Origin of the sequence: Bradyrhizobium sp. LTSP857 (genome assembly GCF_000938285.1) — a bacterium.
In the GTDB taxonomy this organism is placed as follows: Bacteria; Pseudomonadota; Alphaproteobacteria; order Rhizobiales; family Xanthobacteraceae; genus Bradyrhizobium.
The window spans coordinates 47,553-70,750 of the sequence record NZ_JYMS01000006.1; the positions used below are offsets into that span (position 1 = coordinate 47,553).

Annotated in this window: 23 protein-coding genes; 9 read left to right on the forward strand and 14 right to left on the reverse strand. The window is 60.3% G+C overall.

The window, feature by feature from the left end:
• Positions 1-11: 11 nt before the first annotated feature.
• From UP06_RS01085 to UP06_RS01095, 3 genes are all read right to left on the reverse strand, one after another.
• Positions 12-800 carry a haloacid dehalogenase type II gene (locus UP06_RS01085; RefSeq protein WP_050031521.1) on the reverse strand — a complete coding sequence of 263 codons (789 nt, stop codon included), beginning with the start codon at positions 798-800 and terminating at the stop codon, positions 12-14.
• A 380-nt stretch (positions 801-1,180) separates the two neighbouring features.
• A complete protein-coding gene (locus UP06_RS01090) occupies positions 1,181-2,380 on the reverse strand; it encodes an adenylate/guanylate cyclase domain-containing protein (protein WP_044999844.1) in 1,200 nt (399 codons plus the stop codon).
• Between the two features lie 132 nt (positions 2,381-2,512).
• Positions 2,513-3,514: an alpha/beta fold hydrolase gene (locus UP06_RS01095; protein ID WP_502691254.1), complete on the reverse strand. Its 1,002-nt coding sequence runs from the start codon at positions 3,512-3,514 to the stop codon at positions 2,513-2,515.
• 173 nt (positions 3,515-3,687) lie between these two features.
• Between UP06_RS01095 and UP06_RS01100 the strand changes: the two genes are divergently transcribed.
• Complete coding sequence (locus UP06_RS01100; RefSeq protein WP_245305368.1) at positions 3,688-4,308, forward strand: TetR/AcrR family transcriptional regulator; 621 nt, start codon at positions 3,688-3,690, stop codon at positions 4,306-4,308.
• On the opposite strand, the gene UP06_RS01105 is transcribed toward UP06_RS01100, so the two are convergent.
• From UP06_RS01105 to UP06_RS01115, 3 genes are all read right to left on the reverse strand, one after another.
• Positions 4,294-4,770, reverse strand: coding sequence for a metallophosphoesterase family protein (locus UP06_RS01105; protein ID WP_156162695.1), 477 nt, complete (start codon positions 4,768-4,770; stop codon positions 4,294-4,296). The genes UP06_RS01100 and UP06_RS01105 overlap by 15 nt on opposite strands.
• A 493-nt stretch (positions 4,771-5,263) precedes the next feature.
• Positions 5,264-5,446: a tautomerase family protein gene (locus UP06_RS01110; protein WP_044999845.1), complete on the reverse strand. Its 183-nt coding sequence runs from the start codon at positions 5,444-5,446 to the stop codon at positions 5,264-5,266.
• Between the two features lie 200 nt (positions 5,447-5,646).
• Positions 5,647-6,831: an ABC transporter substrate-binding protein gene (locus UP06_RS01115; RefSeq protein ID WP_044999846.1), complete on the reverse strand. Its 1,185-nt coding sequence runs from the start codon at positions 6,829-6,831 to the stop codon at positions 5,647-5,649.
• Between the two features lie 392 nt (positions 6,832-7,223).
• Between UP06_RS01115 and UP06_RS01120 the strand changes: the two genes are divergently transcribed.
• Positions 7,224-8,117, forward strand: a complete 894-nt coding sequence (locus tag UP06_RS01120) for an IclR family transcriptional regulator (RefSeq protein ID WP_082078501.1) — start codon at positions 7,224-7,226, stop codon at positions 8,115-8,117.
• Positions 8,118-8,161: 44 nt separating this feature from the next.
• On the opposite strand, the gene UP06_RS01125 is transcribed toward UP06_RS01120, so the two are convergent.
• The gene (locus UP06_RS01125) at positions 8,162-8,920 is read right to left on the reverse strand and encodes an SDR family NAD(P)-dependent oxidoreductase (protein WP_044999847.1); all 759 of its coding nucleotides are present in this window, start codon (positions 8,918-8,920) and stop codon (positions 8,162-8,164) included.
• Between the two features lie 61 nt (positions 8,921-8,981).
• Complete coding sequence (locus UP06_RS01130; protein ID WP_044999920.1) at positions 8,982-10,187, reverse strand: CaiB/BaiF CoA transferase family protein; 1,206 nt, start codon at positions 10,185-10,187, stop codon at positions 8,982-8,984.
• A gap of 206 nt (positions 10,188-10,393) precedes the next feature.
• Here UP06_RS01130 and UP06_RS01135 point away from each other — a divergent pair, with 206 nt between their 5' ends.
• The 4 genes from UP06_RS01135 to UP06_RS01150 all read left to right on the forward strand — a co-directional run bounded on the left by UP06_RS01135 (position 10,394) and on the right by UP06_RS01150 (position 13,948).
• Positions 10,394-11,155: an SDR family NAD(P)-dependent oxidoreductase gene (locus tag UP06_RS01135; protein ID WP_044999849.1), complete on the forward strand. Its 762-nt coding sequence runs from the start codon at positions 10,394-10,396 to the stop codon at positions 11,153-11,155.
• Positions 11,156-11,186: 31 nt separating this feature from the next.
• Complete coding sequence (locus UP06_RS01140; RefSeq protein ID WP_044999850.1) at positions 11,187-11,609, forward strand: VOC family protein; 423 nt, start codon at positions 11,187-11,189, stop codon at positions 11,607-11,609.
• A gap of 68 nt (positions 11,610-11,677) precedes the next feature.
• Complete coding sequence (locus UP06_RS01145; protein WP_044999851.1) at positions 11,678-13,018, forward strand: MFS transporter; 1,341 nt, start codon at positions 11,678-11,680, stop codon at positions 13,016-13,018.
• Between the two features lie 78 nt (positions 13,019-13,096).
• On the forward strand, positions 13,097-13,948 hold the full coding sequence (locus UP06_RS01150) for an HTD2 family dehydratase (protein WP_044999852.1): 852 nt from the start codon (positions 13,097-13,099) through the stop codon (positions 13,946-13,948).
• A gap of 98 nt (positions 13,949-14,046) precedes the next feature.
• Here UP06_RS01150 and UP06_RS01155 read toward each other — a convergent pair whose 3' ends face one another.
• The gene (locus UP06_RS01155) at positions 14,047-14,922 is read right to left on the reverse strand and encodes a helix-turn-helix domain-containing protein (protein ID WP_044999853.1); all 876 of its coding nucleotides are present in this window, start codon (positions 14,920-14,922) and stop codon (positions 14,047-14,049) included.
• A 158-nt stretch (positions 14,923-15,080) separates the two neighbouring features.
• Here UP06_RS01155 and UP06_RS39180 point away from each other — a divergent pair, with 158 nt between their 5' ends.
• The 3 genes from UP06_RS39180 to UP06_RS40530 all read left to right on the forward strand — a co-directional run bounded on the left by UP06_RS39180 (position 15,081) and on the right by UP06_RS40530 (position 18,286).
• Positions 15,081-16,058: a helix-turn-helix transcriptional regulator gene (locus UP06_RS39180; protein ID WP_050031523.1), complete on the forward strand. Its 978-nt coding sequence runs from the start codon at positions 15,081-15,083 to the stop codon at positions 16,056-16,058.
• A gap of 208 nt (positions 16,059-16,266) precedes the next feature.
• Positions 16,267-18,057 carry a tannase/feruloyl esterase family alpha/beta hydrolase gene (locus UP06_RS01165; RefSeq protein ID WP_044999854.1) on the forward strand — a complete coding sequence of 597 codons (1,791 nt, stop codon included), beginning with the start codon at positions 16,267-16,269 and terminating at the stop codon, positions 18,055-18,057.
• Positions 18,044-18,286, forward strand: a complete 243-nt coding sequence (locus UP06_RS40530; protein ID WP_156162696.1) for a hypothetical protein — start codon at positions 18,044-18,046, stop codon at positions 18,284-18,286. Before UP06_RS01165 ends, UP06_RS40530 begins: the two co-directional genes overlap by 14 nt.
• Before the next feature lie 363 nt (positions 18,287-18,649).
• Here the strand turns inward: UP06_RS40530 and UP06_RS01170 are convergent, their stop codons facing one another.
• The 5 genes from UP06_RS01170 to UP06_RS01190 all read right to left on the reverse strand — a co-directional run bounded on the left by UP06_RS01170 (position 18,650) and on the right by UP06_RS01190 (position 23,030).
• Positions 18,650-19,996: a quinone oxidoreductase family protein gene (locus UP06_RS01170; protein ID WP_502691507.1), complete on the reverse strand. Its 1,347-nt coding sequence runs from the start codon at positions 19,994-19,996 to the stop codon at positions 18,650-18,652.
• A gap of 26 nt (positions 19,997-20,022) precedes the next feature.
• The gene (locus UP06_RS01175; protein WP_063778850.1) at positions 20,023-20,298 is read right to left on the reverse strand and encodes a CrcB family protein; all 276 of its coding nucleotides are present in this window, start codon (positions 20,296-20,298) and stop codon (positions 20,023-20,025) included.
• Entirely contained in the window at positions 20,295-20,711 is a 417-nt protein-coding gene (locus UP06_RS01180) for an amidase family protein (protein WP_044999856.1), read from the reverse strand. The genes UP06_RS01175 and UP06_RS01180 overlap by 4 nt, the downstream gene beginning before the upstream one ends.
• 113 nt (positions 20,712-20,824) lie before the next feature.
• Positions 20,825-22,231 (reverse strand): amidase, encoded by a 1,407-nt coding sequence (locus tag UP06_RS01185; protein WP_044999857.1) that lies wholly within the window; start codon positions 22,229-22,231, stop codon positions 20,825-20,827.
• A 97-nt stretch (positions 22,232-22,328) separates the two neighbouring features.
• Positions 22,329-23,030 carry a type 1 glutamine amidotransferase domain-containing protein gene (locus tag UP06_RS01190; protein WP_044999858.1) on the reverse strand — a complete coding sequence of 234 codons (702 nt, stop codon included), beginning with the start codon at positions 23,028-23,030 and terminating at the stop codon, positions 22,329-22,331.
• Positions 23,031-23,198: the final 168 nt, after the last annotated feature.

The window sequence follows — 23,198 nt, forward strand, 5'->3', positions numbered from 1 at the left end:
GCAAGGGGAAATTATGCAGTGACGTATCTTGCCAATTCGGTGAGTGTCGTCCCAATGGCGTCGGGCCTTACACCCAACTCCTCAACGGGCGCGTTCACATGATTCACCCAGAAGGTCTTGAGGCCGAACGATTTGGCACCTGCTGCGTCCCACCCCCCGAACGCCGCAAACACGATATTTTCGCGCGGCAAATTGAACACAACCTCGGCCATCTGATAGGCGCGCGGATCCGGCTTGTAGGCCTTCACGCGATCAGTGCTCAAAATGTGCTCGAATAGATCGAGGATGCCGGCGCTCTGGCTCATTTCCGTCAGCATCTTCGGGGTCAGATTCGAGACGTAAGCCAGTCGGATCCCTGCTTGTCGCATCGATTTAAGCGCCTCGACCGCCTCCGGCCAAGGTTTCACGCGAAGGAAGGCATCCATGAATTTATCGCGCGCGTCCGGCTTGAGCTCGATCTTCGCAGCCTTGAACGCGAACACCAACGCATCGTCCAGGATGTGCCAAAAATCTACATAAGTCTGGTTGAGTGTCCTGAGCCAGCAATACTCGAAGATGCGCGTGCGCCAAGCACTGGCCAACTGAGTACCTTTGCCGGGAAAGATTTCATCAATTACCCCGTCAACCGAGAGCGGGTTGAATATCGTGAACGCATCGAATCCGATCGCCTTGATCTTACCCACCACCGTCTGCGCCAGTGCGTCCGTGCCAAACACCTGCGCGGCTCCCCCTGCTGCAGCGGCCGCGCCGGTCATCCGCAACAAGTCACGGCGGGTCGTTGTCTCAATCTGACGGATCATCCGAGTTTCCATAGTTGCTTCGTCGTTGGTGGTCAGTGCGGGGCACAACGATTGTAGGTCGGTGCACCTGAGCCTCGCTTGTTGTTCATGGCGTTGAACGCGAATACGCGCGCAGTCAGCTCCAGATAAAAAGAGATCACTTCGGCATCTTCCAAACCTGATGAAAACATACATACTAGTTGGTACAGTGCAAGTAAGAACTTTGTGTGGCGCGCTCGACGGCGAGCGCTATTTGGAAGCTATATCCGGCAGACGCTTGTGAGTGGCGGAGGATCTTGCGCGGCCCGAAGCGGCCTCTCGCCCGCCGATCAGCATCCGCGGGCTCCCTAGGCCGATTAACCCCGCTCGGGGCGCTCGGGCGTTGACCAATGGACCGGCATTCAGCCGTGATACGCAAACAGCTCGATTGGATCACTGAAGCCGCGCACCGGATATTCGCCGACGCGTTCGAGGTCGAAATCGCTGTTGACGAAGTCCGTGAACGCGCGGGACAGCAGCACCGTTCGCCCCAGTTGTTTGGTGAGGGTTTCGAGACGCGAAGCCATGTTGACCGCCGGACCGATCACCGTGAAGTCGAGCCGGGTCTGTGACCCGATATTGCCGTACATGACGTCGCCGACATGGATGCCGATGCCGTACTTGAGCGGCTCACGGCCGGTTTCGCCGTTCTTTTCGTTCAAGGCAATCATGGCCTGGCGGGCCTCAGTCACGGCATACAGCAGATTTGCACAGGCCGACGGGTTGCTGAGCGGAAAGATGGCAAGCAGACCGTCTCCTATGAATTTCAGTATTTCCCCGCCATGTCGCGCAATCGGCTCCGACATCGCGTCGAAATAGCCGTTCAGAAGATCAATCACGTCATCACGCGGCCAATTGTCGGAGATCCGGGTGAAATCACGAAGATCACAGATCATGATGGCGGCGCGTACCGTCGTTCCGCTTCCGCGCCTCGTGGCGCCAGCCAGAACGAGTTCGCTGGCATGCGACCCGACATAGGTTTCAAGCAGCGTTCGTGCCAGCCGGTTCTTCATCCGGATTTCGCTGACCAACGCCAGAACCGGCAACAGCCTTAACAGGCCGGCGATATGCGCGTCGTCGAAACCTCCGAGCTGGTCGGTTGCAAAGGTCACAATATGCCGCTTGCCGAGTGTATGGTACAGCGGCCACGCCACATAGTCAGTGAGGCCTTTCGCCCGCATCCTGTCATAGAAGGCATGCTTGCGGCTCAACGCGGTGTCGCGCTCCAGATTCTCGCGCACCTCGCTGGCCCCATCATGGAGTTCGTTGGCGGGACTGTCGATGTAGTCAGGACGCTCCCTGACGTCGTAATCTACTCTCCTAAGCTCGGCTTCGCGCGTCCCGTCGGCCCACATGATCCGGGAGCCGAGCCATTGCGGATGGAGGATCATGACATGAAGCGTCGCTCGCTTGACCGGAATGCCCGCTCGCTGGAGCCGGAGACATAGCTCAGCGAAAATAGTGTCAAGGAAGCGCTCGTCGCGCGTGTCGTTTGTCAGCCAGTGCAGAACATCGCTGTCAGAATGTGCGGTGACGTGACCGATGTTTGGCAGCGCGTTCATATCCTGCTCCTGACCGGTGACCTGGATCCGTCTCGAGCGGCCAGAAGTCACGACAAATCCCCTTGCTTGTGGAGGGGCTGCGGCGCCGGTTGGACCCAGCCGAGCGGCGCCGCACCGCGTAACGCAGCTAACTTACGAACGGCGGCGTAGGAAGTCGACGACAAGGTTTGTCGTCGCGGCCGGCTGCTCTTCCGTGATCCAGTGTCCGCAATCCGGGATGATCACGTCTTCGACGTTATCGGCGACACACCGCACCACCGCGCCGATCATCGGCCCGAACGTAGCTTCGCCACCCAGGGCCAAGACCGGCATCTTGAGTTTGCCTTTCGCGAGGAACGCCTTGTTGTCGGTCGCATCCTGGCTGAACGACAGGAACTGGGCAAAGCCCGCTCGCATTGCGCCGGGTTGCGCGTAGAGCGCCGCATAATGCTGGCGCTTCGCTTCATCAAATCGCTCCGGATGCCGGGAAAGTTCGTTCCAGAAGCGGTCGAGATAGATGCGCTCGCGGCCGGCGACCAGGCGCTCCATGTCATGACCACCGAAGCCAAAGTGCCACATGGCCGGCTCCTGCAGGATCTTTTCCCAGGGTCCGATGCCGGGCAGCGGCGCATCGATCGCCACCCATCGGCTCACGCGCTCAGGGTGGGTGGCCGCGACTGCGTAGCCCACCATAATGCCGATGTCGTGCGTTACCAATTCGAACGTACGCACGCCCAGAGCGTCCACGACGCCCACCACGTCCGCCGCCAGATTCTTCTTGTCATAGCCCCCGTCAGGCTTCGACGAGAGGCCCGACCCACGCAGGTCGGGCACGATAATCGTGCGGTCTTCGATCAGTGCACTCGCCAGATGACCCCACATGTCGCCCGATGTTCCGAAGCCGTGCAGCAGGACCACTGCCGGGCCATGACCGCCGACCCGCACGTGGATAGATGTACCGTTGGTTTCGATCGTCCGCGTCTGCATCACAGCCGGGAAGGGATAAATCCCATCTACTTGGACATGCTCGCTCATCTGTTCGCTCCTGGTTTGGGCGCGTGCCGCACCCGTTAGTGTGAACTGGGCCACCGCGCCCAGGCCGATAGCGGTCGTGCTCAGAAAGTCGCGGCGAGAGGGGTTGAGGTGCTTGATCATGCGAATTCCTCCTGTGCGGATCACGGTCGGCATGTACGGGCAAAGTTCCGTGCCGGGATCGTCCGACTATCGGTGGTCGAGGTCGGGCGCGGGCATCGGCTCAATTTGTTTTATATCGATCGTCATAAAACATGCAATAGATTTTTTGACGATCGTAATAAAACAGGGTTAGGTTGTTCGCTCTGCTCATAGACCGACGGATCTACATGGCCAGGCCCAGGGAATTCGATGAAGACACGGTGCTTGAAGCCGCAACGCAGCGCTTCTGGACGAACGGCTATGAGGCGACATCGATGCGTGACCTCGCCGACCACACCGGAATGACGACGCCGAGCCTTTACAATGCGTTCGGTGATAAGAGGGCCATCTACCGTCTCGTGCTCGATCGGTATGTTCGTCGGGCGCTCGAATCCTGCTCGGCGATTTTCGGGGACGATGACCCGCCCTTACGCGCACTGGAGCGATACTTCGACGCTCTCATAGAGGAGACGCGGGCCGACGCCCTGCAGAAAGGATGCTTCGTCGTCAACACCGCGCTTGAGGTCGCCCCGCATGACGCTGACTTCCGTGATCTGGTTACGAACGTCTTCGACCGAATCGAGAAGTACCTGCGCGATTGCATCGCCAACGGCCAGTCCGACGGGACAATTCGAACCAAACTGCCGGCTGCCGACCTAGCCCGCCTCTTCCTCAGCGCAACGCTAGGCATCCGGGTGTTGGCACGGACGAGTTCGGAACGTGAGCTCCTTACCGGTGTCGTCCGCCCACTGTTCGCGCTGCTAAGAACAAAGTGAAAGGTTGAACGACGCGCGGCCGGGGTGGTGCGTCGCAAGGACGCCCTTGAGAAATGCCAGAGACGTCAGGTGCAATGCGCGTGCCTCCTGTGGGCGAAAACGCGCCCAAGGATTCGAGCTCCACTTGATGCGCTTGTGGTCGCGCATGCTTTCGAGGGCCGCGCGCATCGCCGCCGCGCGTGAGGCCTCGCCGAATAACCCGTAGTCGGACCACAGCTTGCAGCCGGCGAAGCGGACGCCCGTCGCGCCGCCAATGACCGCGACCTCGTTCTCCAGGTAGTGCAGCCCGAGGTCGGCAGCGACGCGACGGCCTTCGTCGATCGCCGCGGGCAATGCCGGGCGCGCCCAGAACTCGTGGTTGCCGGCCACGACCACGACTTCGAGCGGCGGCGGACAGGCCGCGCGCAATTCCCGCAGGGCGGCGGCGAGACCCTGCCGCGTGTCGCCGGCGACGACGATCACGGAAGCTCCGGGCGCCGGCGCCGGATCACCCTTGAAGCCGGCGAAATCGGATTGCAGATCTCCTTGTTGCGCCAAACCAGGAACTGGTAGGAAAAGCGGCTAAGCCCATACGCGGCAAGTGAGCCGATGACACAGGCGACGAACGCCCACCAATCGACATGATGATGCTGTTCTCGAAGCGCAGTGTCTCCGCTTTCTGGAGACCCCTGCTCATCCTGGGTCTCCGCAATTGAGCTTGCAAGAGAGCTAATCTAGCAGAGGCTAACCGCGAACGTCGGTACGAACGCTACAATTGGATGCCTATCACGGGCTGAAGCAGACGAATGATGAAGTCTGCAAAAACTCGAACGCATTGCCAACGATCGCAGCAGCTACCTGCGTGGCTTTCGATCTTCGGATCTTGCCTTTTCGTCCCCTCATCGCGCTGTAGAACGCGCGCACCCCGTACGCAGCATCGCCGATCCCGGACGGCGACGGCATCAGCTTCTTAAACTTATTCGCCGAACAACTTTCCTGCACCGGCCCAGTTTGCGGGCTCAACGTCCTCGAAAATGACGTAGATGTATTTTGCGTCCGTCCCGGTGTTCTTCACGATGCTCTCGGTAATTTCGGCGGCCACAGCTGCTTTTGCCTTGATATCCTTGCCGCTGAACCAGCTAACGCGTACGACGGGCATATCTTTATCCTTCCGATCTTCGGCGGATCCCCGCCAGGTCAAGGCCAGTGTCCCGGCACCGAACTCGCGTCGCGAGTTCGGTGCTCGCGGAACTAGTTGGGGGCCACCTCAGTGGGCTCTTGAGGCGAGGAGTGCCGCCTGCCTTTTCAAAGTGAATGGGAAGATATTCGTTGGCCCCACCTCTTCGGTTGCCCAGCCAGTCACTTGCAATCCGGAAGCCGTGGTGGCGCCGCCTGTTCGGCGTCAATCTTTCCGAGTAGTTGGTAATAGTCCCAAGGCGCTTTCGACTGGCTGGGAGTCTTGACCCGAAACAGATAGAGGTCGCGCATAACCCAACCGTCGTCGCGTATGCGAGCGCCGTGCGTCATCATGTCGTCGACCGGAAGCGAACGCATTGCGGCGGCTACCGCGGGACCATCGGTCGTGCCTGCTTTGGCGACCCCCTTCAGGTAGTGGAGAACGCCACTATAGACGCCGGCCTGCGCCATGGTCGGCATCTTTCCACCACTCAAGCTGGCGAAGCGGTTCGACCAGACCCGCGTCTGGTCGTCGAGATCATGATAGAAGGCCGCTGTGAGCGTGAGATTCTGTGCAATCGACAGGCCGATCGCATGGATGTCGGAAATGAAGGTCTGCATCGAGACGATCTTTTGTCCGCCGGATGCGACGCCGAACTCGTTCGCTTGCTTCAGCGCATTGACGAAATCGGAACCGCCACTGACGAACGCAATAACGTTCGCACCCGAGCTTTGTGCCTGGAGGATGTACGAGGCGAAATCGCTGGTCCCGAGTGGGTGCCAGACGGCACCTAATACTTTCCCGCCCTTCTGATTGATCACGTCGGTCGCGTCGCGCACCATTGCGCGTCCGAACGCGTAGTCGGCCGCGACGAAATACCAGGAGCCGGCGCCCTGCTCGATAACGGCAGATGCGGTGCTGCGCGCAGCCGATAATGTGTTGAAGGTCCATTGGAAGGTCGTGGGATAACACGACTTGCCGAGGATGTCGGACGCGCTGGCGCTCGAGAAGATTGCGATCTGGTTCTTCTGGCGTGCGATTTCCTGAACGGCGAGAGCGATAGACGATACAGGCACGTCAAAGATGGCCGAGACACCCTCGACGTCGTACCAGCGGCGGGCGAGCGCAGCACCGATGTCCGGTTTCCCCTGATGGTCGCCGATGACGACCTCGACGGGCCTGCCGAGGACGTTGCCGCCCGCGTCTTCCACAGCCAAGCGCGCTGCGATGACGGACCCGGGTCCAGCAAGATCCGAGTAAATGCCGCTCTGGTCGTTCAAAATGCCGATTTTGATTGGTCCGGTCGTCTGCGCGGACGCGCCGCTGATAAGGGCCAACAACGCAAGAGCGCTGATAATCGAGCGCATCACTCAAATCTCCTCCATAATTTGACGTCGGCGCTCCTTGGTGGGCGCTTCTTTTAAGTTCGCGACGCATCTGCTTCGCGAGTCCGGGCATCCCTTTGGACGTTATTTTTTTTGGCCTTCGACGAGAAATCGCTCGATCTCGCTCAAGGCTCGCGTCAAAAATCATATTTCATATATCAAGTCAATAGTTCATATATGAAACCATTAACTTTCCGAAGCATGGTCCTGCGTCGGAGCGATGCAAGTAGGCCAGCTCGCCACTGGATGAGGGATTACTCTCCATGGACAGGCAGGGATTTTCGGCTATGCATTGGCTAATGCCGACGGGCGGCTCTTGCGTGTCGCGCCGGTAGCTTCGGCAGGCAGGCAAACAAGTTGGATCAGGTTTTTGGATGAAGCGGCCCGCAAGAACACCCAGCTCGGCGAGTAAGGCGAAGAAGGTACCGTCAGGTCCGACGTATTCGGCTCCGGCTCTTGAGAAAGGGCTCGATATTCTGGAGATGCTGTGTCGCAGCAACATCCCGCTGTCGCAGTCCGAGATCGCCGAAAGCCTCGGTCGAAGCGTAAGCGAAATTTATCGGATGCTGACGTGCTTGGTGGATCGCAACTACATCGTCAATATTGCCGATACCTACGCGATCACGACAAAGGTCTTTGAATTGGCCCACAGCAATCCACCCACAAACCGGCTGTTGGCCGAGGCCGGACCGCTCATGCAGGAGCTATCATCCAGCCTTCAGCAAGCTTGTCACCTGACGGTCTATAATCAGGGCCGCCAGATCGTGATCGCGAAAGTGGACAACCCCGCTGGCATGGGGTTCAGTCTGCGCGTCGGAGCCGAACTCGACGTGTTGGTCTCCGCCTCGGGGCGCGCGCTCCTCGCATTCCAAGATCCGGAAACCATCGCGTTGCGCGTCAAGGAATCTGTTCAGCGTCGCCCGGAACATGCCAGCCTGGACATCACGCCAATTCTCGACAAAATCCGGAAACGCGGTTTCGAATCGATTGTCAGCCTGCAGATAAAGGGCCTGCACGCGGTTGGTTATCCGATCCTGGACACTCAAAATCGGGCGATTGCGGCCTTGACGGTGCCTTATGCTGAGCGGCTCGACCAGAGCAACAAGAAGACGGTGTCCGATGTCGAAGCCGTACTCGGAAAAGCGGCTCGGGCCCTTTCCGAGCGAATGGGCTGGCGCCATGGAGAAACGCCGGGAATGCGAAATGAGGTGGGCGAAGCCGCCACGGTCAGTGGACAAACGCCGGCTCGACGAGTGAACCGTCGATAGGCAACGGTCATCCAGCTCTGCCGGATGACCGCTCACCCGGCACTTCAGGCGGGCAGGCCACCGTCCACCATGAACGTCGCCGCCGTGACGTACGACGCCTCGTCGGACGCCAACCACAGCATGGGGTAGGCCAGTTCGGATGGGTCGGCCCACCGACGCATCACACACGGCGGAACCAGTTCATCAACTGCTTTGGCCCCGAGCCGTTTGACATGGAACGGTGTTCGGGTGAAGCCGGGACAGATCGCGTTCACACGGACGCGATATTCGGCCTCCTCGAAAGCCAGCGTCCGCGTCAGCGACAGAACAGCGGACTTCGTGGCATCATAGGCACCCATGCCCTTGCGGCCGTAAAGAGCATAGGTGGACGACACGTTGATGATGCTGCCCTTTCCACTGAGACGTAAAGCCGGTAGCGATGCTCGGGCCATTGATACGAAACTTAGCAGATTGACCCGCACGATTGCATCCCAGGTGTCCCAAGTTGCATCCGCGAGCGGCTCGTAGCGTCTAATTCCTACGTTGTTCACGAGCACATCGAGTTTGCCGAACGTAGCGACGACGTGATCGACTACACTCTTTGCGGCGCTCTCATCCTCGAGATCCGCAACGATTGCTTCCACGTGCGCGTCCTTTACGCTGCTGCGGATCTCGTTCGCGGCTTCATTTACGATGGATGAGTCGCGATCGACCAGAGCAACCTTTGCTCCCTCCCCGCAGAAAATCCGGCCAGCCGCGGTTCCAATTCCACCTCCACCACCGGTGATGATCGTGGCTTTTCCCTTCAGTCGGTGACCTGACATACGCTTATCCCTGTTGATTGGAATTCTTTACGATTTAGGTGTCTCTCAAGAGCGCCACCGATCAACTATGACTCGCTATCGCGGCACCCGCCGCGAACAACCTGTCGATATCGGCAGCGTCCAATCCCAATTCCTCAAGGACCGTTCTTGTCTCCCACCCTCGCGGTTGCGCACATTCCCGGAGCGACGGATATGCTCCGTCGCAGCGGATCGTCGACCGAATGGCCGCGATGCGGCCTTCGGACGGGTGATCCTCATGCTTCATCAATCCAACGGCTTGCAGGTGCGGATCGTCCGACAAGGACTCAAGTGTGTGACATGGCATCGCGGCAATATCGGCTGCCTGAAACACCGATAGCCACTCCGCCGTGGTCTTGCCCGACAGAGCAGCTCCCCTGATCTCGAACCATTCCTTCACATGAATCGCCCGCGCATTCACGGTCGCGAAGCGCGGATCACCCAGCAATTGGTCCCGGCCTACGGCCTTCAGAAAGGCCCGAACTTGCGGATCGGTGTTGATAGTCACCGAAATCCATCCGTCGGCGGTGCGTAGCGGCTTGTTTTGTGGATTGAGCAGCCGCTGATCGCCCACCGGTCCGACCGCGGGATCGAAGCTCTGTTGGGCCAGGTGCTCCTGCAAGACAAAGGCGGCCATGGTTTCGAACATGGGAATTTCGAGGCTGCTGCCACCACGGCCCGCGTTCCGCTTGACCACCGCTGCCAGGATCGCACCGGCCGCAATCTCTCCAACGACATGGTCGCAGATTACAAGAGGCACATACGCCGGCGCGCCGTCCCGGGCGAGGAAGAGGCCGGCGATTCCCGAAGCTCCCTGCACCACGCTGTCATAGGTCGGCCGGCCGGAGTAGGGCCCGTCCGTTCCATAGCCCGTGATCAAGCAATAGATCTTCTGCGGATGTTTGGCGCGGATCGTCGCCGCGTCGAGACCGAGGCGCTCAAGCGCACGCGGGCGCATGTTTGCGATGATGATGTCCGACGACTCTATGAGACGGTCAACGACAATCTTTGCGCCGGGCTTCTTGAGGTCGAGGCAGACGTTGCGCTTTCCTCGGTTGAGATGAAGGTAAGTGCCCGAGTGCTGACTGGTCGGTGACAGCCCTCCCAAGCCGCGCATGAGATCGCCTTCGGGAGCTTCGACCTTGATGATCTCAGCGCCGTACTGCCCGAGACGCCATGTACAGGTCGGTCCCACCACGACGCTTGTCAGGTCCAAAACGCGAATACCCGTAAGTGGCTGATGTGTCACCGGCTCTGCCTCCCTGGTTGCGCTTATTTGGAATCGACGAGAAATCGGTCCGTTGCGCCGCATGCCCGATCATTCGGCACATGATTTATCAAATTCACATATGAAATATCCGACTCTGGGTCCATCTCTATTTTCATCAATGAATATTTGACTTCATATATGAAACATCGTAAAGGCAACCTCAATTAACGAAGGAGGAGGCTCTCATGTTGATGAAGGGCAAGGTCTGCGTGGTCACAGGTGCAGCGTCCCCACACGGGATTGGCTGGGCCACCGCCAACATGCTCGCCGCAAACGGAGCTCAAGTCGCGATGCTCGATATCAGCGAGCGGGTGAACGATGCCGCTCGCGAACTTGCAGGTATCTACTCGCAGTCGTCGGCCCTGGGACTGCATTGCAATATCGCGTCCCCCGCGGACTGCGATGCGGCCGCGGCAAAGGTCATGCAGGCCTTCAATAGGATCGATGCTCTGGTTCACTGCGCGGGCATCATTCGCTCCGGCAGACATGACGAAATCAGCAGCAAGGACTTTGATGAAGTCATCGCCGTCAATCTGACGGGCGCCTTCAACGTGATCCGCTCCTTCTCCGCTCCGATGGCCGCGCAGCGCAGCGGCTCTATTGTCAGCGTCGCCTCGGTGGCAGCACAGCGAGGTGGCGGACTTGTAGGCGGCGCGCACTATGCGGCGTCGAAGGGCGGCGTGCTCAGCCTCACTAAATCTCTCGCCCGCGAGCTTGGACCGGCAGGCGTTCGCATCAATGCGGTTTGTCCTTCGCTGATCGAGACCGATTTCGTGAGCAATGCTGTCTCCAAGGATCGCATACACGAACTCACGGCTGGGATACCGCTTGGCCGCCCCGGTCGGCCCGACGAGGTCGCCGCAGCCTGCATGTTTCTGACTTCCGACCTTTCATCCTACATCACCGGCGCAACGTTGGACGTGAACGGCGGCAGCCACATTCACTAACCCTCGAAGTCCCCATCAACGGAGAACCCCCATGGCGACGCACTTTCACCACATCAACTTCTGCGCCAAAGACCCAACCGATCTCGAGAATTTCTACAAGGATGTGCTCGAGCTGTCAGAAAGCAACGCCTACACCGGCAATCAGAAGCAGATCAAAAATCAAGGATACGGCGGACGGGTCGCCTTCCTGACCGATGGCACGAGCGAAATGCATCTGTCCACGCTCGACTTGAACGTGGCGTTCCGGACCAAGCAGGCAATCAACCCGCTCGAGCGAGGTCACATCGCATTTCGGACGGATGACATCGAGGGCATCAAGCGCCGTCTGACCGAGCACGGCGTGCCTTATGCGGACTTTGGGGCATGGGCTATCGAAGGATGGAACCAGATTTTCTTCCACGACCCCGAAGGCAACATCGTCGAAGTACATCAGGTCGGAACGGCCAAGTCGTAACCGGCCACGACCGCGCGCTCGATCGTCGGTTGCGCGTCCCCCGAAAAAAATCAGAGAGGAATCAAGCAATGTCGGCGCTCGAGCATGGTTTTGCGGACGTGAAAACCGCGAAATCATCAGGGTTCTCAGCGGTGGCCAGGAGAGCGGCAATCAGCAGTGCGCTGGGTTCTGCTCTCGAATGGCTGGACTTCACCGCATATGGTGCGGTCGCGGCGACCGTGCTTCCCGCGCAGTTCTTTCCAACGATGGATCCGGGCACCGCCATCTTGGCCTCCTTCGCCACTTTCGGCGTCGGCTTCTTCGCCCGTCCGGCGGGCGGCCTAGTGCTCGGCGTCCTTGGGGATCGGCTGGGACGCAAGAGCGTCCTCCTGTTCACCTTGATCCTGATGGGCCTCGCTTCATTTCTGATAGGTTGCCTTCCGACCTATGCCAGTATCGGCTTGTGGGCACCCGCATTGCTGGTCGCGCTACGGTTTATGCAGGGTTTCGCATTGGGTGGAGAGGCGACCGGCGCCCAGCTCTTGACCATGGAGCACGCCCCTGCCAATCAACGCGGTCTGTTCGGCTCCTTCATCAACATGGGCGCGCCGGTGAGCCAGGTCTTGGCCAACTTGCTGCTGTTCCTGATCGCGGCAACGATAACGCCCGAGCAATTCATGAGTTTCGGCTGGCGCATTCCATTTCTGATGAGCCTGCTGCTCGTCATGCTGGGAGTCTATATCCGCCTTAAGGTCGAGGAGACACCGGCATTCGAACACATGAAGGCACATGAGAACGACGGCCCGCGACAGACTTCACCGCTCGCCGTACTCCGGACTCACGGAGGCACGGTCCTTCGCTTGACGCTCTTTTGGGCAGCGCCATCTGCCTGCTTCTACGTCGTCACAGTCTTTTCGCTCGGCTACGTGACGAAGACGGTCGGCGTGTCAAACCAAACGGCGTTCCTGTGCCTCATGGGGGCCAATCTCGTTGCTGTCATCACCACCGCTATCGGAGGCGCGGCGAGCGATCACTTCGGTCGTAAACCACCGTCCATCGTTGCCTCGATCATTATGCTCGTGATCGCACTGATTTATTTCCCGCTACTCGGGACCGGCAACGTGTTTCTGATCTTCCTCGCGATGTCTATCTTCATCGGAAGCATCCAGGCGCAGAGCGGCATATTGCCAGCCTTCTTTGCCGAGCCATTTCCCACGTCCGTGCGCTATACCGGCTCTGCCTTGGCTTACACAACTGCCAACTTAGCATTTTCCGGTCCGGCTCCGTTCGTCGCCGCTTGGTTGATGCAATCATCTGGAGGACAGGTCTGGGTTCTTACCGTGATGTGCCTCGCACTCATCGTAATGTCCCTGATTGCCTTGCTGGCCAGCCCCGAAACCCGCAACTTCGAGCTCGACCGCAGCGAATAGCAGTTGACCGACGCCACCGGGTGAACCGGCGTAGTCATTGCGTACAAACCATAACGCTGTTCGGCAGGGGATGAAGAGATGGACCGAGCCGATGGAAACGAGCATCGAGTCGTGCGGCAGGAGGCATGCAGCCTCGCCACCGTTCGGCGCGTTGCCGCCATGCTTGATCTCGACCCGGACAAATGGACCGAGCGCGACGTATTGCCTCGCGGTTGGCAATTCATCCTGCTTGGTGCCGATACGAGGCGCTCGGCGCTTCGCGACGACGGTTTTCCGGGCCTTGGCGTCCCCCTGCCGGATCTGGGCCTGCCCAGGCTCATGCTAGGTGGCCGAAGCGTGCGCTACAACGGAGACATCCGGATAGGCAGCACCTTTCGTCGGGAGAGCTTTGTCCACAAATTGTCGCATAGGGAAACGGCGAATGGTCCGATAGCCATCGTGACGCTCGCCCACTCACTTTACGACGCGGCTGCGCCGCACCCAGTGCTGACGGAGGCGCAAACCTACATCCTTATGAGCGCCGGACGCGCGACCAAGAACGAAGTAGTATCTGCCCCAGCGGAGCTGCCCGCAACGCTCAAGCGCGTGATTCCCGACGAGACATTGCTATTTCACTACTCGGCGCTAGGCTTCAATTCCCACCGCATACATCTTGATCGGGAGTTTGCTCGCGAACGAGAGGGCTTTCCCGACCTCGTCGTCAATGGCGGACTCGTCACGCTTCTCATGACGGAATTGCTCAGAACCGAGCTAGGCGGGCGCCTCCGTGAGATGACATCGAAGCATGTGGCGCCCCTGTATTGTGGCCGGCCGATCCTGCTCGGAGCCGATCGGCAAGGCGGGAAATGGACGTTACGAGCCTTCGATGGCGAGGGGCGCCTGGCTGTGGATATCCAGGCCGAGGTTGATGAGAACGAGGCTTCGTCATGAAAAGCGTCGAAGCACGACAGTAACGATCGAACCCACGCCGATCTCAAACGAGCGAGGCCGAACGCATCGTGGGCCTCGCCCCACTTGCCTCTGCGAGACTAGATCATCCGATCGGCTTTCTCGCGAAAAGCTCGCGGAGTCACTCCCGTATCCCTGCGGAAACAGCGTACGAAATGGGACGGATCGGCATATGCGAGATCATATGCGATCTCGCCGATCGGTTGATCTGAGAATGCAAGCCTTCGCTTGGCTTCGGTCAACACCCGCTGCCTGATCAACTGGCCGGCCGTCACGCCCCTCAATCGCTTGACGTGCTTGTTGAGACGATCGGATGACATCGCAAGCTTCCCGGCGTAGAAGGTTAGCAGCCGGTGGCTACGAAAGTTGGTCTCGATCAGTTTGAACAGCTCGTCGATTACCGCATCGTCGTGGCACGCCGTCGTTAGGTCGCGATTCACGATCAGGCGCCTGACCTCGACTGCGATCAGAGCAAGATAGCTAATCATCGCAAGTCGGAAGCCCTCACGAGATAGAAAGCGCTCTTCGCTCAGGTAACCGCACAATTCGGATAGACGTACAATTTCCCTGGCGTCCCCGACCGAAACCACGGGCCCGGTCGTCAAACGCTTGAGAGGAGCAATCGTCTCGCCCAACGGGTCGCCGAACGCTCTGGCGATATCCTCGGTGAAAGTCACCACCCACCCGGTCGTCGACTCCTGAAACCGAAATCCGTGAGCCGCAGTTGGCGGAACCACGATGATGGCGGGAGCAGAAAAGATCGCGCTCGACGTTTCGTATTGTATCTCGCCGCTGCCCCCCTCGATCACCAGGATCTGCAGCAAGTTGGCGTGGCGATGCACGCCGATCCTCCAATCGTGAAGCGAACAACGCGATGCGATCGTCTCGGCGTGGACGAAGTTGAACGCGCGTGGATCAGGCGGGTCGCCGTAGAGGTGAAATAGCGGCAGGTCCATCGAACGGCTCCCCTGGCACGAGCGACTGACCGACGATCCTAGACCCACGCGATTGGGGCCGGAATATATACTGTCGAATGTTTGCGCCGACTGGACAGGATTGCGCGTTTGGGATTGATTTAAACTGGCATGACTCCTTCCTGAACCGACGTGACCTCATGTTTACCGACCTCAGCAGCCGTAACGAGAGCTTCGAGAAGTTTCTGAGCACGTTCAACCAGCTCGCACCGCACGCGCGGATCGACCTCGACAGCGGCCAGAGCGCATTTCGCTGGAGCGGCACCTTTGCTGCAACAAGCGGCTTCTCTTGGTGGGAGGTCGGGTCAGAGATCGACTGGACGTGCCGATTCCCGCAGCAAAAGGAGAGACTCGGCCTCGTCCTACCGAGCGCTGGCACCGTGCATGCCAAAATTCGAAACCGGACGATCGTGATCGACCGCGACTCCGCGCTCGCGCTGAGCGTGCCGGACGTGAGCTCGATCTCCTATGCCGGCCGGGGTGGCCATGGACACGTCACGCTCGAATTCGACATGGCTCTCGTGCAGAAGACACTGTCCGCCAGCTTCGAAGGCGTGGCACTGCGAAACATCGAGCTGAGTCCGCAACTCGGACTCGCCGGTCCGGCAGGGCGGATGCTGAGGATGCTCAGCGAAGCGGTCGGATCTGGGATGCGCGACACCTTGTTACGATCCGACAAATCCATGGCATTGCTCGGCGAATCCATTTTGCGATTGGTTCTGCTGGGCTTTCCCCATTGCCTCGGCGATCGCCTGCTTCGCGACACGACGAACGCCGCACCGCACCAGATCATGGACGCGATCGATTTCATGCGCGCCAACATGCACCAGCCGCTGACTTTGAGCGAGATAGCGGGCGCTGTCGGTATAAGCATCCGATCGCTGCAATATGGATTCCGCCGATATCGAAGTGTAACGCCGCTCGCCTATTTGCGAGAAATACGGATCGAGGCGGTGCAGGCGGAATTGTCGTCGCCGCTGAATGCGCTATCGATCAAGGACGTGGCGCTGAAGTGGGGGTTCACCCACATGGGGCATTTTGCTGCCAGATATCGTGCAGCTTACGGCACGGCCCCTTCAGAAACGGCCCGCCTGGCACGAGCCGGGTCCGCAAGGTAGCTCTCCGCGTCGATCGGCCGCCGCAAGGCCTAGCGGTCCCCACGCGCGGGCGCCCTGATCGCACCCAAGGGTCCGCAGCACGCTTCCAACGAAAAAATTGCGGTCGTCGAATGGTTTTGTTCCATCCGGCGACGCTCTTGTTCTAAGGCCCTCCGCGCCGTGATGCTACCAGTTGTAGAAAATCACGAGCAAATCGGGGAGGACCTTCATGAAGCGTCTAGCAGCTACGCTGTGTCTATGCATACCGATCATCACGCCCGCCGCAGGAGCCAGCTCACTGCCGGATCATGCAGAGGCCAACGCTGCGCCGTCATGCGCAAGTCTTTCCACCGACCCGCGGTTTGAACTGAAGGGCAATCCCGCGATCAAGTCGGTGACCAGCACCATCAAGACCACCGCGGCGCCAGCCAACAAGCAGTACTGCAACGTGACGCTGGTCTATGGCACCAATCCGAACCAGAACATCACGATCGCCGTCGGCTTGCCACTAAGCACGGCTGACGGCGGGGCGGGCGGCATCGAAGGCGCATGGAACGGCCGAACCGAGGGGCTCGGTGGCGGAGGCTGCTCGGGAAATCTCAATGTTGATGCAGCTGTGAACGCGGGCTACGTCGGATCGGGCACAGATGGTGGCCACAGCGGCGGCGATTGCACGCCAGGCGTGAACACAAATCACACCTTCAATCTCGAATTCATTCAGGACTTCTTCCGCGTCGGCATCAAGCAGCAGATCCTCTGGTCGAAACGCATCGCGACATCCTACTACAGCAAGCCGCCGAGCTATAGTTACTGGAACGGCTGCTCCACGGGTGGCCGCCAAGGATATCTCCTGGCCCAGGAACTCGGTAGTCAGCTCGACGGCGTTCTCGCAAGCGCGCCCGCGATGTACTGGACCCGTTTCCAGACCGCGCAGATGTGGGGACAGCTCGCCATGTTCAATCTTGCCGGCGAATCCCCGAGTGGCCCGATTCCTCCGGCCAAGCTCGTTGCAGTGCAGAAATCGGCGATCGCCGCCTGCGATGCGAATGATGGCGCGACCGACGGCATCATAGACGATCCCCGAACCTGCCATTTCAGCGCCAAAGCCAATGTGTGCGGACAGCCCGGCGCGCCGGCGGCTCCGGCCTGTCTGACGCCGGAGGAGGCAACCGCGGTCGACGATATCTGGGACGGACCGCGCAATAAGCACCACGACCGCATCTGGTTTGGGTTGGATCGCGGCAGCGACTTCAGCATCCTGGATGGGCCGACCCCGTTCGCGCTCGGCGTCACCCAGTTCGAATGGAATCTGATCGATCCGAGCTTTGCTCCGCCGTCGACCAAGTGGACAACGGTTAACCTCGGCGGCAAGGATCTTTCCTATCCTGACGTGGCGCAAGCCGGCTCGCGCAATATCGCGGACGTCACCGACACCTTCGGTCCACTCGACGCCTTCAGGGCGCGCGGTGGAAAGATGCTTACTTTCGTCGGGGCGAACGATCAGTTCATCTACCCACGTGGCGTGATCAACTACTACCGGCAGATGGCGGAGCGCTATCAGCGGCGGGGCGATCGCACCGGTTTCGAGGGCGTGCAGAGCTTCTACCGCCTGTTCCACGCGCCCGGCGTCGGTCACTGCGGCGCGCCTATCTTCAGTCTGGGCACCACCGGACCCTGGCCGCAGAACGGCGCCGACTTCGCGGCCCTCGTAAATTGGGTCGAAAAAGGCGCCGCGCCGAACCAGGTGATTGGTCAAAGCCTGTCACCGGCTCTCTCACGGCCGCTGTGTCCCTATCCGCAGACTGCGAAGTACAAGGGGACCGGCAACGTCAACGACGCCGCCAGCTGGAGTTGCGGTGGCAATCTCGAGACCAGAGAAGCCGTCTGCCCTGACGTCCTCGTGAAGTACAAGGATGAGGTCGATGGACCGCTCGACTATCAGGCAAGTGCTGTCGATCCGAGCTTCTGCAAGAGCAGACGCATGGCCGGGGACGACGACGGCCGCCATGGATCCGACTGACGGCCGGTTCTCCACCGAGGCGTGCGCAATGCGCGCACAACGATGCGTGAGGCCAAACATCTTCGAAACACTCCGCCTCGACACGAAGGAATGCGCGATCGTCGCCGTTCGCCCGATGCGCGCACGCATTCCGCAACTGGTTGCGGGTGATTTGAACCTACGACACCAAGTCATTGATTTTGCTGGAGCGGGCGTTCGATCTCAAAAACAAAACCCAGCAATCCATTGAGATTGCTGGGTTTTCATATCTCAAATTGCTTTTTCAGGCGTTCGCTTAGCGTTGCCCTCCGAAGGCAAAGGTCACACGTTCGAATCGTGTCGGGTGCGCCAGTTTTCTTTAGTTTACAGTGCGGTATGCGCGCCTTAACCGAAACTCTTAGCTCTGTCTCATTTGAGCGAGTAAGCAATCTGGAAGAAAATCGCCGCCGAGTGCAGATTGCTTGATGGCGAGCCAAGGCCCTATTACGCGCGCCAACGCGCGGGTTCTTGCTTTTTTCTGGTTGCGGAGACATGCACCCATCTCAAATTGCTATTCGGAGCAGCGGCTTGAGCTGCGGCCGGCGTGGAGCAAAACATCGATTGCAAGGTTCATTTACGGCTTCAGCACGATCGCACCGGCCGATTTTCCGGATTCAAGTGCCTCATGCGCCTGGGCGACATCAGACAGGGCGTAGGTCTTCCAGATCGCAGGATGGATCACGCCGCGTTCGACCGCGTCGAATACATCGAGGACACGCTTTCGATATTCCTCTACATCGGTCGCGTGTGCCGGAAGGCCCGGACGCGTCAGAAACAGCGAACCTTTCGCATTGAGCGTGCCGACTTCCACCGGCGGAGGGGATCCCGACGATGCCCCGATGGAGACCAGCGTGCCACGCTGATGCAGGCTATCGAGAGACGCCGCGAATGTCTTGCGCCCGATGCCGTCATAGATCACGTCGGCCTTGTGACCATTGGTTACCCGGGCCACATCCGCCGGCAGGTTGTCGCTCCAGATCAGAACGTGTTCACATCCCGCCTCCTTCGCACGCGCGACGCTCGCTTCCTTCGACACCACGCCGACAACTGATGCGCCGAGATGCTTCGCCCAGGGGACGAGCAACTGTCCCAGCGCTCCTGCGGCTCCGTACAGCAACACGACCGTCCCCGGCCCGACCGGAAAGGTGCTCTTGATGAGGTATTGAGCGGTGATGCCCTTGAACACCACGGCAGCCGCAGCCTCGAAACTGATGGTGTCGGGAAGCTTCACCAGGCGATTTGCGGGATACAGCCGCCCCGTCGCGTAGCTGCCCAAGGGACCAAGGGCATATGCGACCCGATCACCGGCCACGACATTCTCGACGTCGGGGCCAACCGCGGCGACGATCCCCGCCGCCTCCAGTCCAAGTCCGTTCGGCAGAGGAATCGGGATGGCCCCGTTGCGTTGCGTCACATCGAGATAGTTGACGCCGATGGCGTGCTGTTCGATCCAGGCCTGGCCGGGACCGGGGGCGGACTGTTCAATTTGTTCTAGCTCGAGGACCTGAGGTCCTCCGGATTGCTTCAATCGAATTGCGTGTGTCATGTTGTCCTCCAGATCGTTGGGTTGCTGGTTAGGGAAGCCGGCGGACCGGGCCGGCGTTCGCAACGGGTGGTCGCCTGCCTCCGTCTCCATCGCTGTCGTCAGCGTGGATCGGGACGACGGTCGAGATGAGCTTGCCTTTCCGAAGTGGGCCGCGCGGCTCCGCGTGGGGGGCGCCGGCGGGTGAAGCGCGCCGACAGCCCCGAGCGCGACTTCGGCGAATGGTGGAAACGCGCGCCCGAGTTCGAGGTCGTGCGCGACTATTTGCGGGTCGAGGACGAGGCCGGTGCGCGCTTCTGGGCCGATGCGCGTGGCGAGCACATGGCCCAGCGCCACCGCGACGATGCACAGCACGACGGTGATCAGCACGTTGCCCATGGCACCCACCCAGTCCCCGGCGCGCATCAACGCCAGCGTCTGCAGGCTGAACGAAGAAATGTGGTGAAGCCCCCGCACAAGCCGACCATGATGAAGGTACGTAGGTCGGCGCTCCCCGGCAGCGGGCCTCTGGGTAACGTGAGTGTCGAGAAGAATCCGATGATGAAGCTGCCGACGATGTTGATTAGGATCGTGCCCCAGGGGAACGGCTCGCCCAACGCGCGGTCGGTGACCAGCCCGACCCAATAGCGGCCGACACTGCCGATGGCTCCGCCGGCGGCGACGCAGAGATAGGGAATCATAAACGTACGCTCCTGTTGGAACCCCCAGCAGCGTGACGATCGGGCCTGGACAGGTCCGGATAGGGATTTCGGCCCGGGCTCATCCCTTCCAGTAACGAAGCCAGGTGCAAGATTGTCGACTCCGCCAACCGCGGCGAGCCGCGCTGGGTCGGCACGCACGCGGTGTCGATTGAGTCCTTCACCGTAAAAGAGACAACGTGTCGCGGCCCTAGACCATTACTCCGCAGCACCGCCGCCTCGGGCGCCTTTGCGTCGTCGAGCGCGTCGGCTGCCAGCGACACAATCGCATTGATCTTCGAATCCACGGCGCTGATGCGGGCCAGATGCGCTTGCACGACCTGGACGGAGACCTCGTTGCTCCGGATCGGTTCGGCCAGCTTGGTGGCGTCTGGATAGATGATTTTAGAACCCATCTCGGAACTCCGAATTTCGCCCGGTTGATGATTGATCGGTGTCGCTGGCGCGCTTAGGCGGAGCGGAGCGCCGGCATCGCCACGCGTCGCACGATGTCGGGGCCTCATTTTCGTCAGAGGTTCGGATGCAGGTTCCGCACGGTGCTGACGCTTTCGAGCAGCGAAGCCAGGTGCAGGATCGTGGACTCGGCCTGCCACTTGGCGATGACCTGCACATTAATCGGCAGCCCTTCCTTGCTCGTACCGAACCGCATCGCCAGGCCGGGCAAGCCGGTGACGTTGAGCGGCACAGTCGCACCCTGCAGGTAGGTGGCATCCACGGTCTGGCCGTCGATGGTGAACTTCTCGACGCCATGCTTGTGGGCCGGGATCGGCAGCACGTGGGTAATCAGCGCGTCGTAGCGCGAGAAGTAGTCGGCATAGCCGTCGCGCAGCCGCTCGGCCGCCTGCTCGGCGTCGATATAGTCCTTCATCGACGTGTCGGGCAGCGAGAGCATGGTCTTGGCCATCTTGTACATTTCGTCCTCATGGCCGGCCGTTGCCTCGGCAAACGCGGGCTTCATCTCCATCACATGGAGGCGGTTGAACACGTCGAGGGGAAAATCGCGCTCCAGCGCCGGGATGCTCACCTGCTCGACAAATACGCCGATGTCCTTCAGCGCCTCGGCCGCGACCTTGACGATCGCCGCCACCTCGGGATCGACTGGCCCCAAGCCGGGTCCGACCATCCAGCCCACCCGGAGCTGGCGGTAGGGTGAGCGGCCGATGCCGGCATCGAACTCGACGGTGCTCGTGGCAAATCCGTCCTGGCCGTCAGGCCCGACCAGTTGCGAGAAAGCGAGCGCGATGTCGCGAACCGAGCGCGCCATCGGCCCGACATGCCAGAAGCGGCGCGGCACGCGCGGCCAGATGCCGGTCATGGGCACGCGGCCATGGGTCGCCTTCATTGAGGTAATGCCGGTTTGCGCGGCCGGTCCGCGCACGGAGATTGCGAGATCGGTGCCGATACCGATTGGCGACATGCCCGCCGCGATCGCCGCCGATTCACCGCCGCTCGAACCGCCCGGAGTGCGGGTCACGTCCCAAGGGTTGTTCGACCGGCCCGTGAGCAGGTTATCGCTCTCGATCCAGTAGGAAAATTCGGGAAGGTTGGTCTTCGCCAGCAGGATGCCGCCTGCCTTCTTCATTCGCGCGACGCTCGTCGCGTCGACATCGGGAACGCGCCCCTTGAAGATCGGCGAGCCGCGCTGGGTCGCCACATCAGCGGTGTCGATCGAGTCCTTTACCGTAAAGGGGACACCGTGCAGCGGGCCGAGTGCGTCGCCCGCCAATACCGCTGCCTCCGCCGCCTTTGCGGCTTTGAGGGCCCCGTCCGCGAGCGTGACGATTGCGTTGATCTTTGGGTTCACCGCCGCGATGCGATCCAGGTGCGCCTGCATGACCTCGACCGGCGAGACCTCCTTGGTGCGGATCAGCTCGGCCAGCTTGGTCGCGTCGGAAAAAAGGATCTCTTTGGTCATAGCTGTTCTCCTACCTGTTGGTTATTGCGGAAACTCTACCTGTCACTTGGTAGGTCGGAACCTAGGCCTTTATTTCGTCCGGAGCCGCCCACCGAGCCTACTTGCGGTTCGGCACGGTCTTCTGCTGCACCTTCTCGAGCAGCCTCTCTGCGGCCGCATAAGATGACGCGGGGTTTTGACCGGTGGTGAGCAAGCCATCGGTCACAATGAAAACGCCCCAGTCCTCGCTACTTTCGAACTTGCCACCTTTGGCCTTGAGTTCGTCCTCGACGAGGAACGGCACGATATTGGTGAGGCCCACTCCTTCCTCCTCGCTGTTCGTGAAGCCGGTGACGCGCTTACCGTCGACGAGCGGACGGCCAGCGGGCGTCCTGACGTGGCGCAGTGCGCCCGGAGCGTGGCATACCAGCGCCACCGGCTTGTCGGCGGCGAGAAACGACTCCAGCAGCCTGATAGAGTCTTTGTCCTCGGCAATATCCCATAGCGGACCATGGCCGCCGGGATAAAACACTGTGTCGAAATCCTCATGGCGGACGGAATCGAGCCTAACGGTCTTTGCGAGCAGTGCGCTTGCCACCGGATCGGACTCGAAGCGCCGTGTGTGATCCGTCTGAAAATTCGGCTCGCTGCTCTTCGGATCGAGCGGCGGCTGGCCGCCCTTCGGCGAGGCGAGTGTGATCTCCGCACCGGCATCCTTGAACACATAGTAAGGCGCGGCCAATTCCTCGAGCCAGAAGCCGGTTTTCCGCCCGGTGTTTCCCAACTGATCGTGCGATGTGAGAACGAACAGGACCTTCATTATATTTCTCCGTGTGTCATTGAGGAACTCAATGGCCGTTGGGATGAGCTTTCCGTTGCTTGCTAAGGGGCCGCGGTTCCGCAGCCCGCGTACGGTTTCTGTGGCGCGTACTCGTTCCTTCCGGCCTTTATGCGGATGAATGTCGCGAACAGGGCTCGCCGTCTCCAG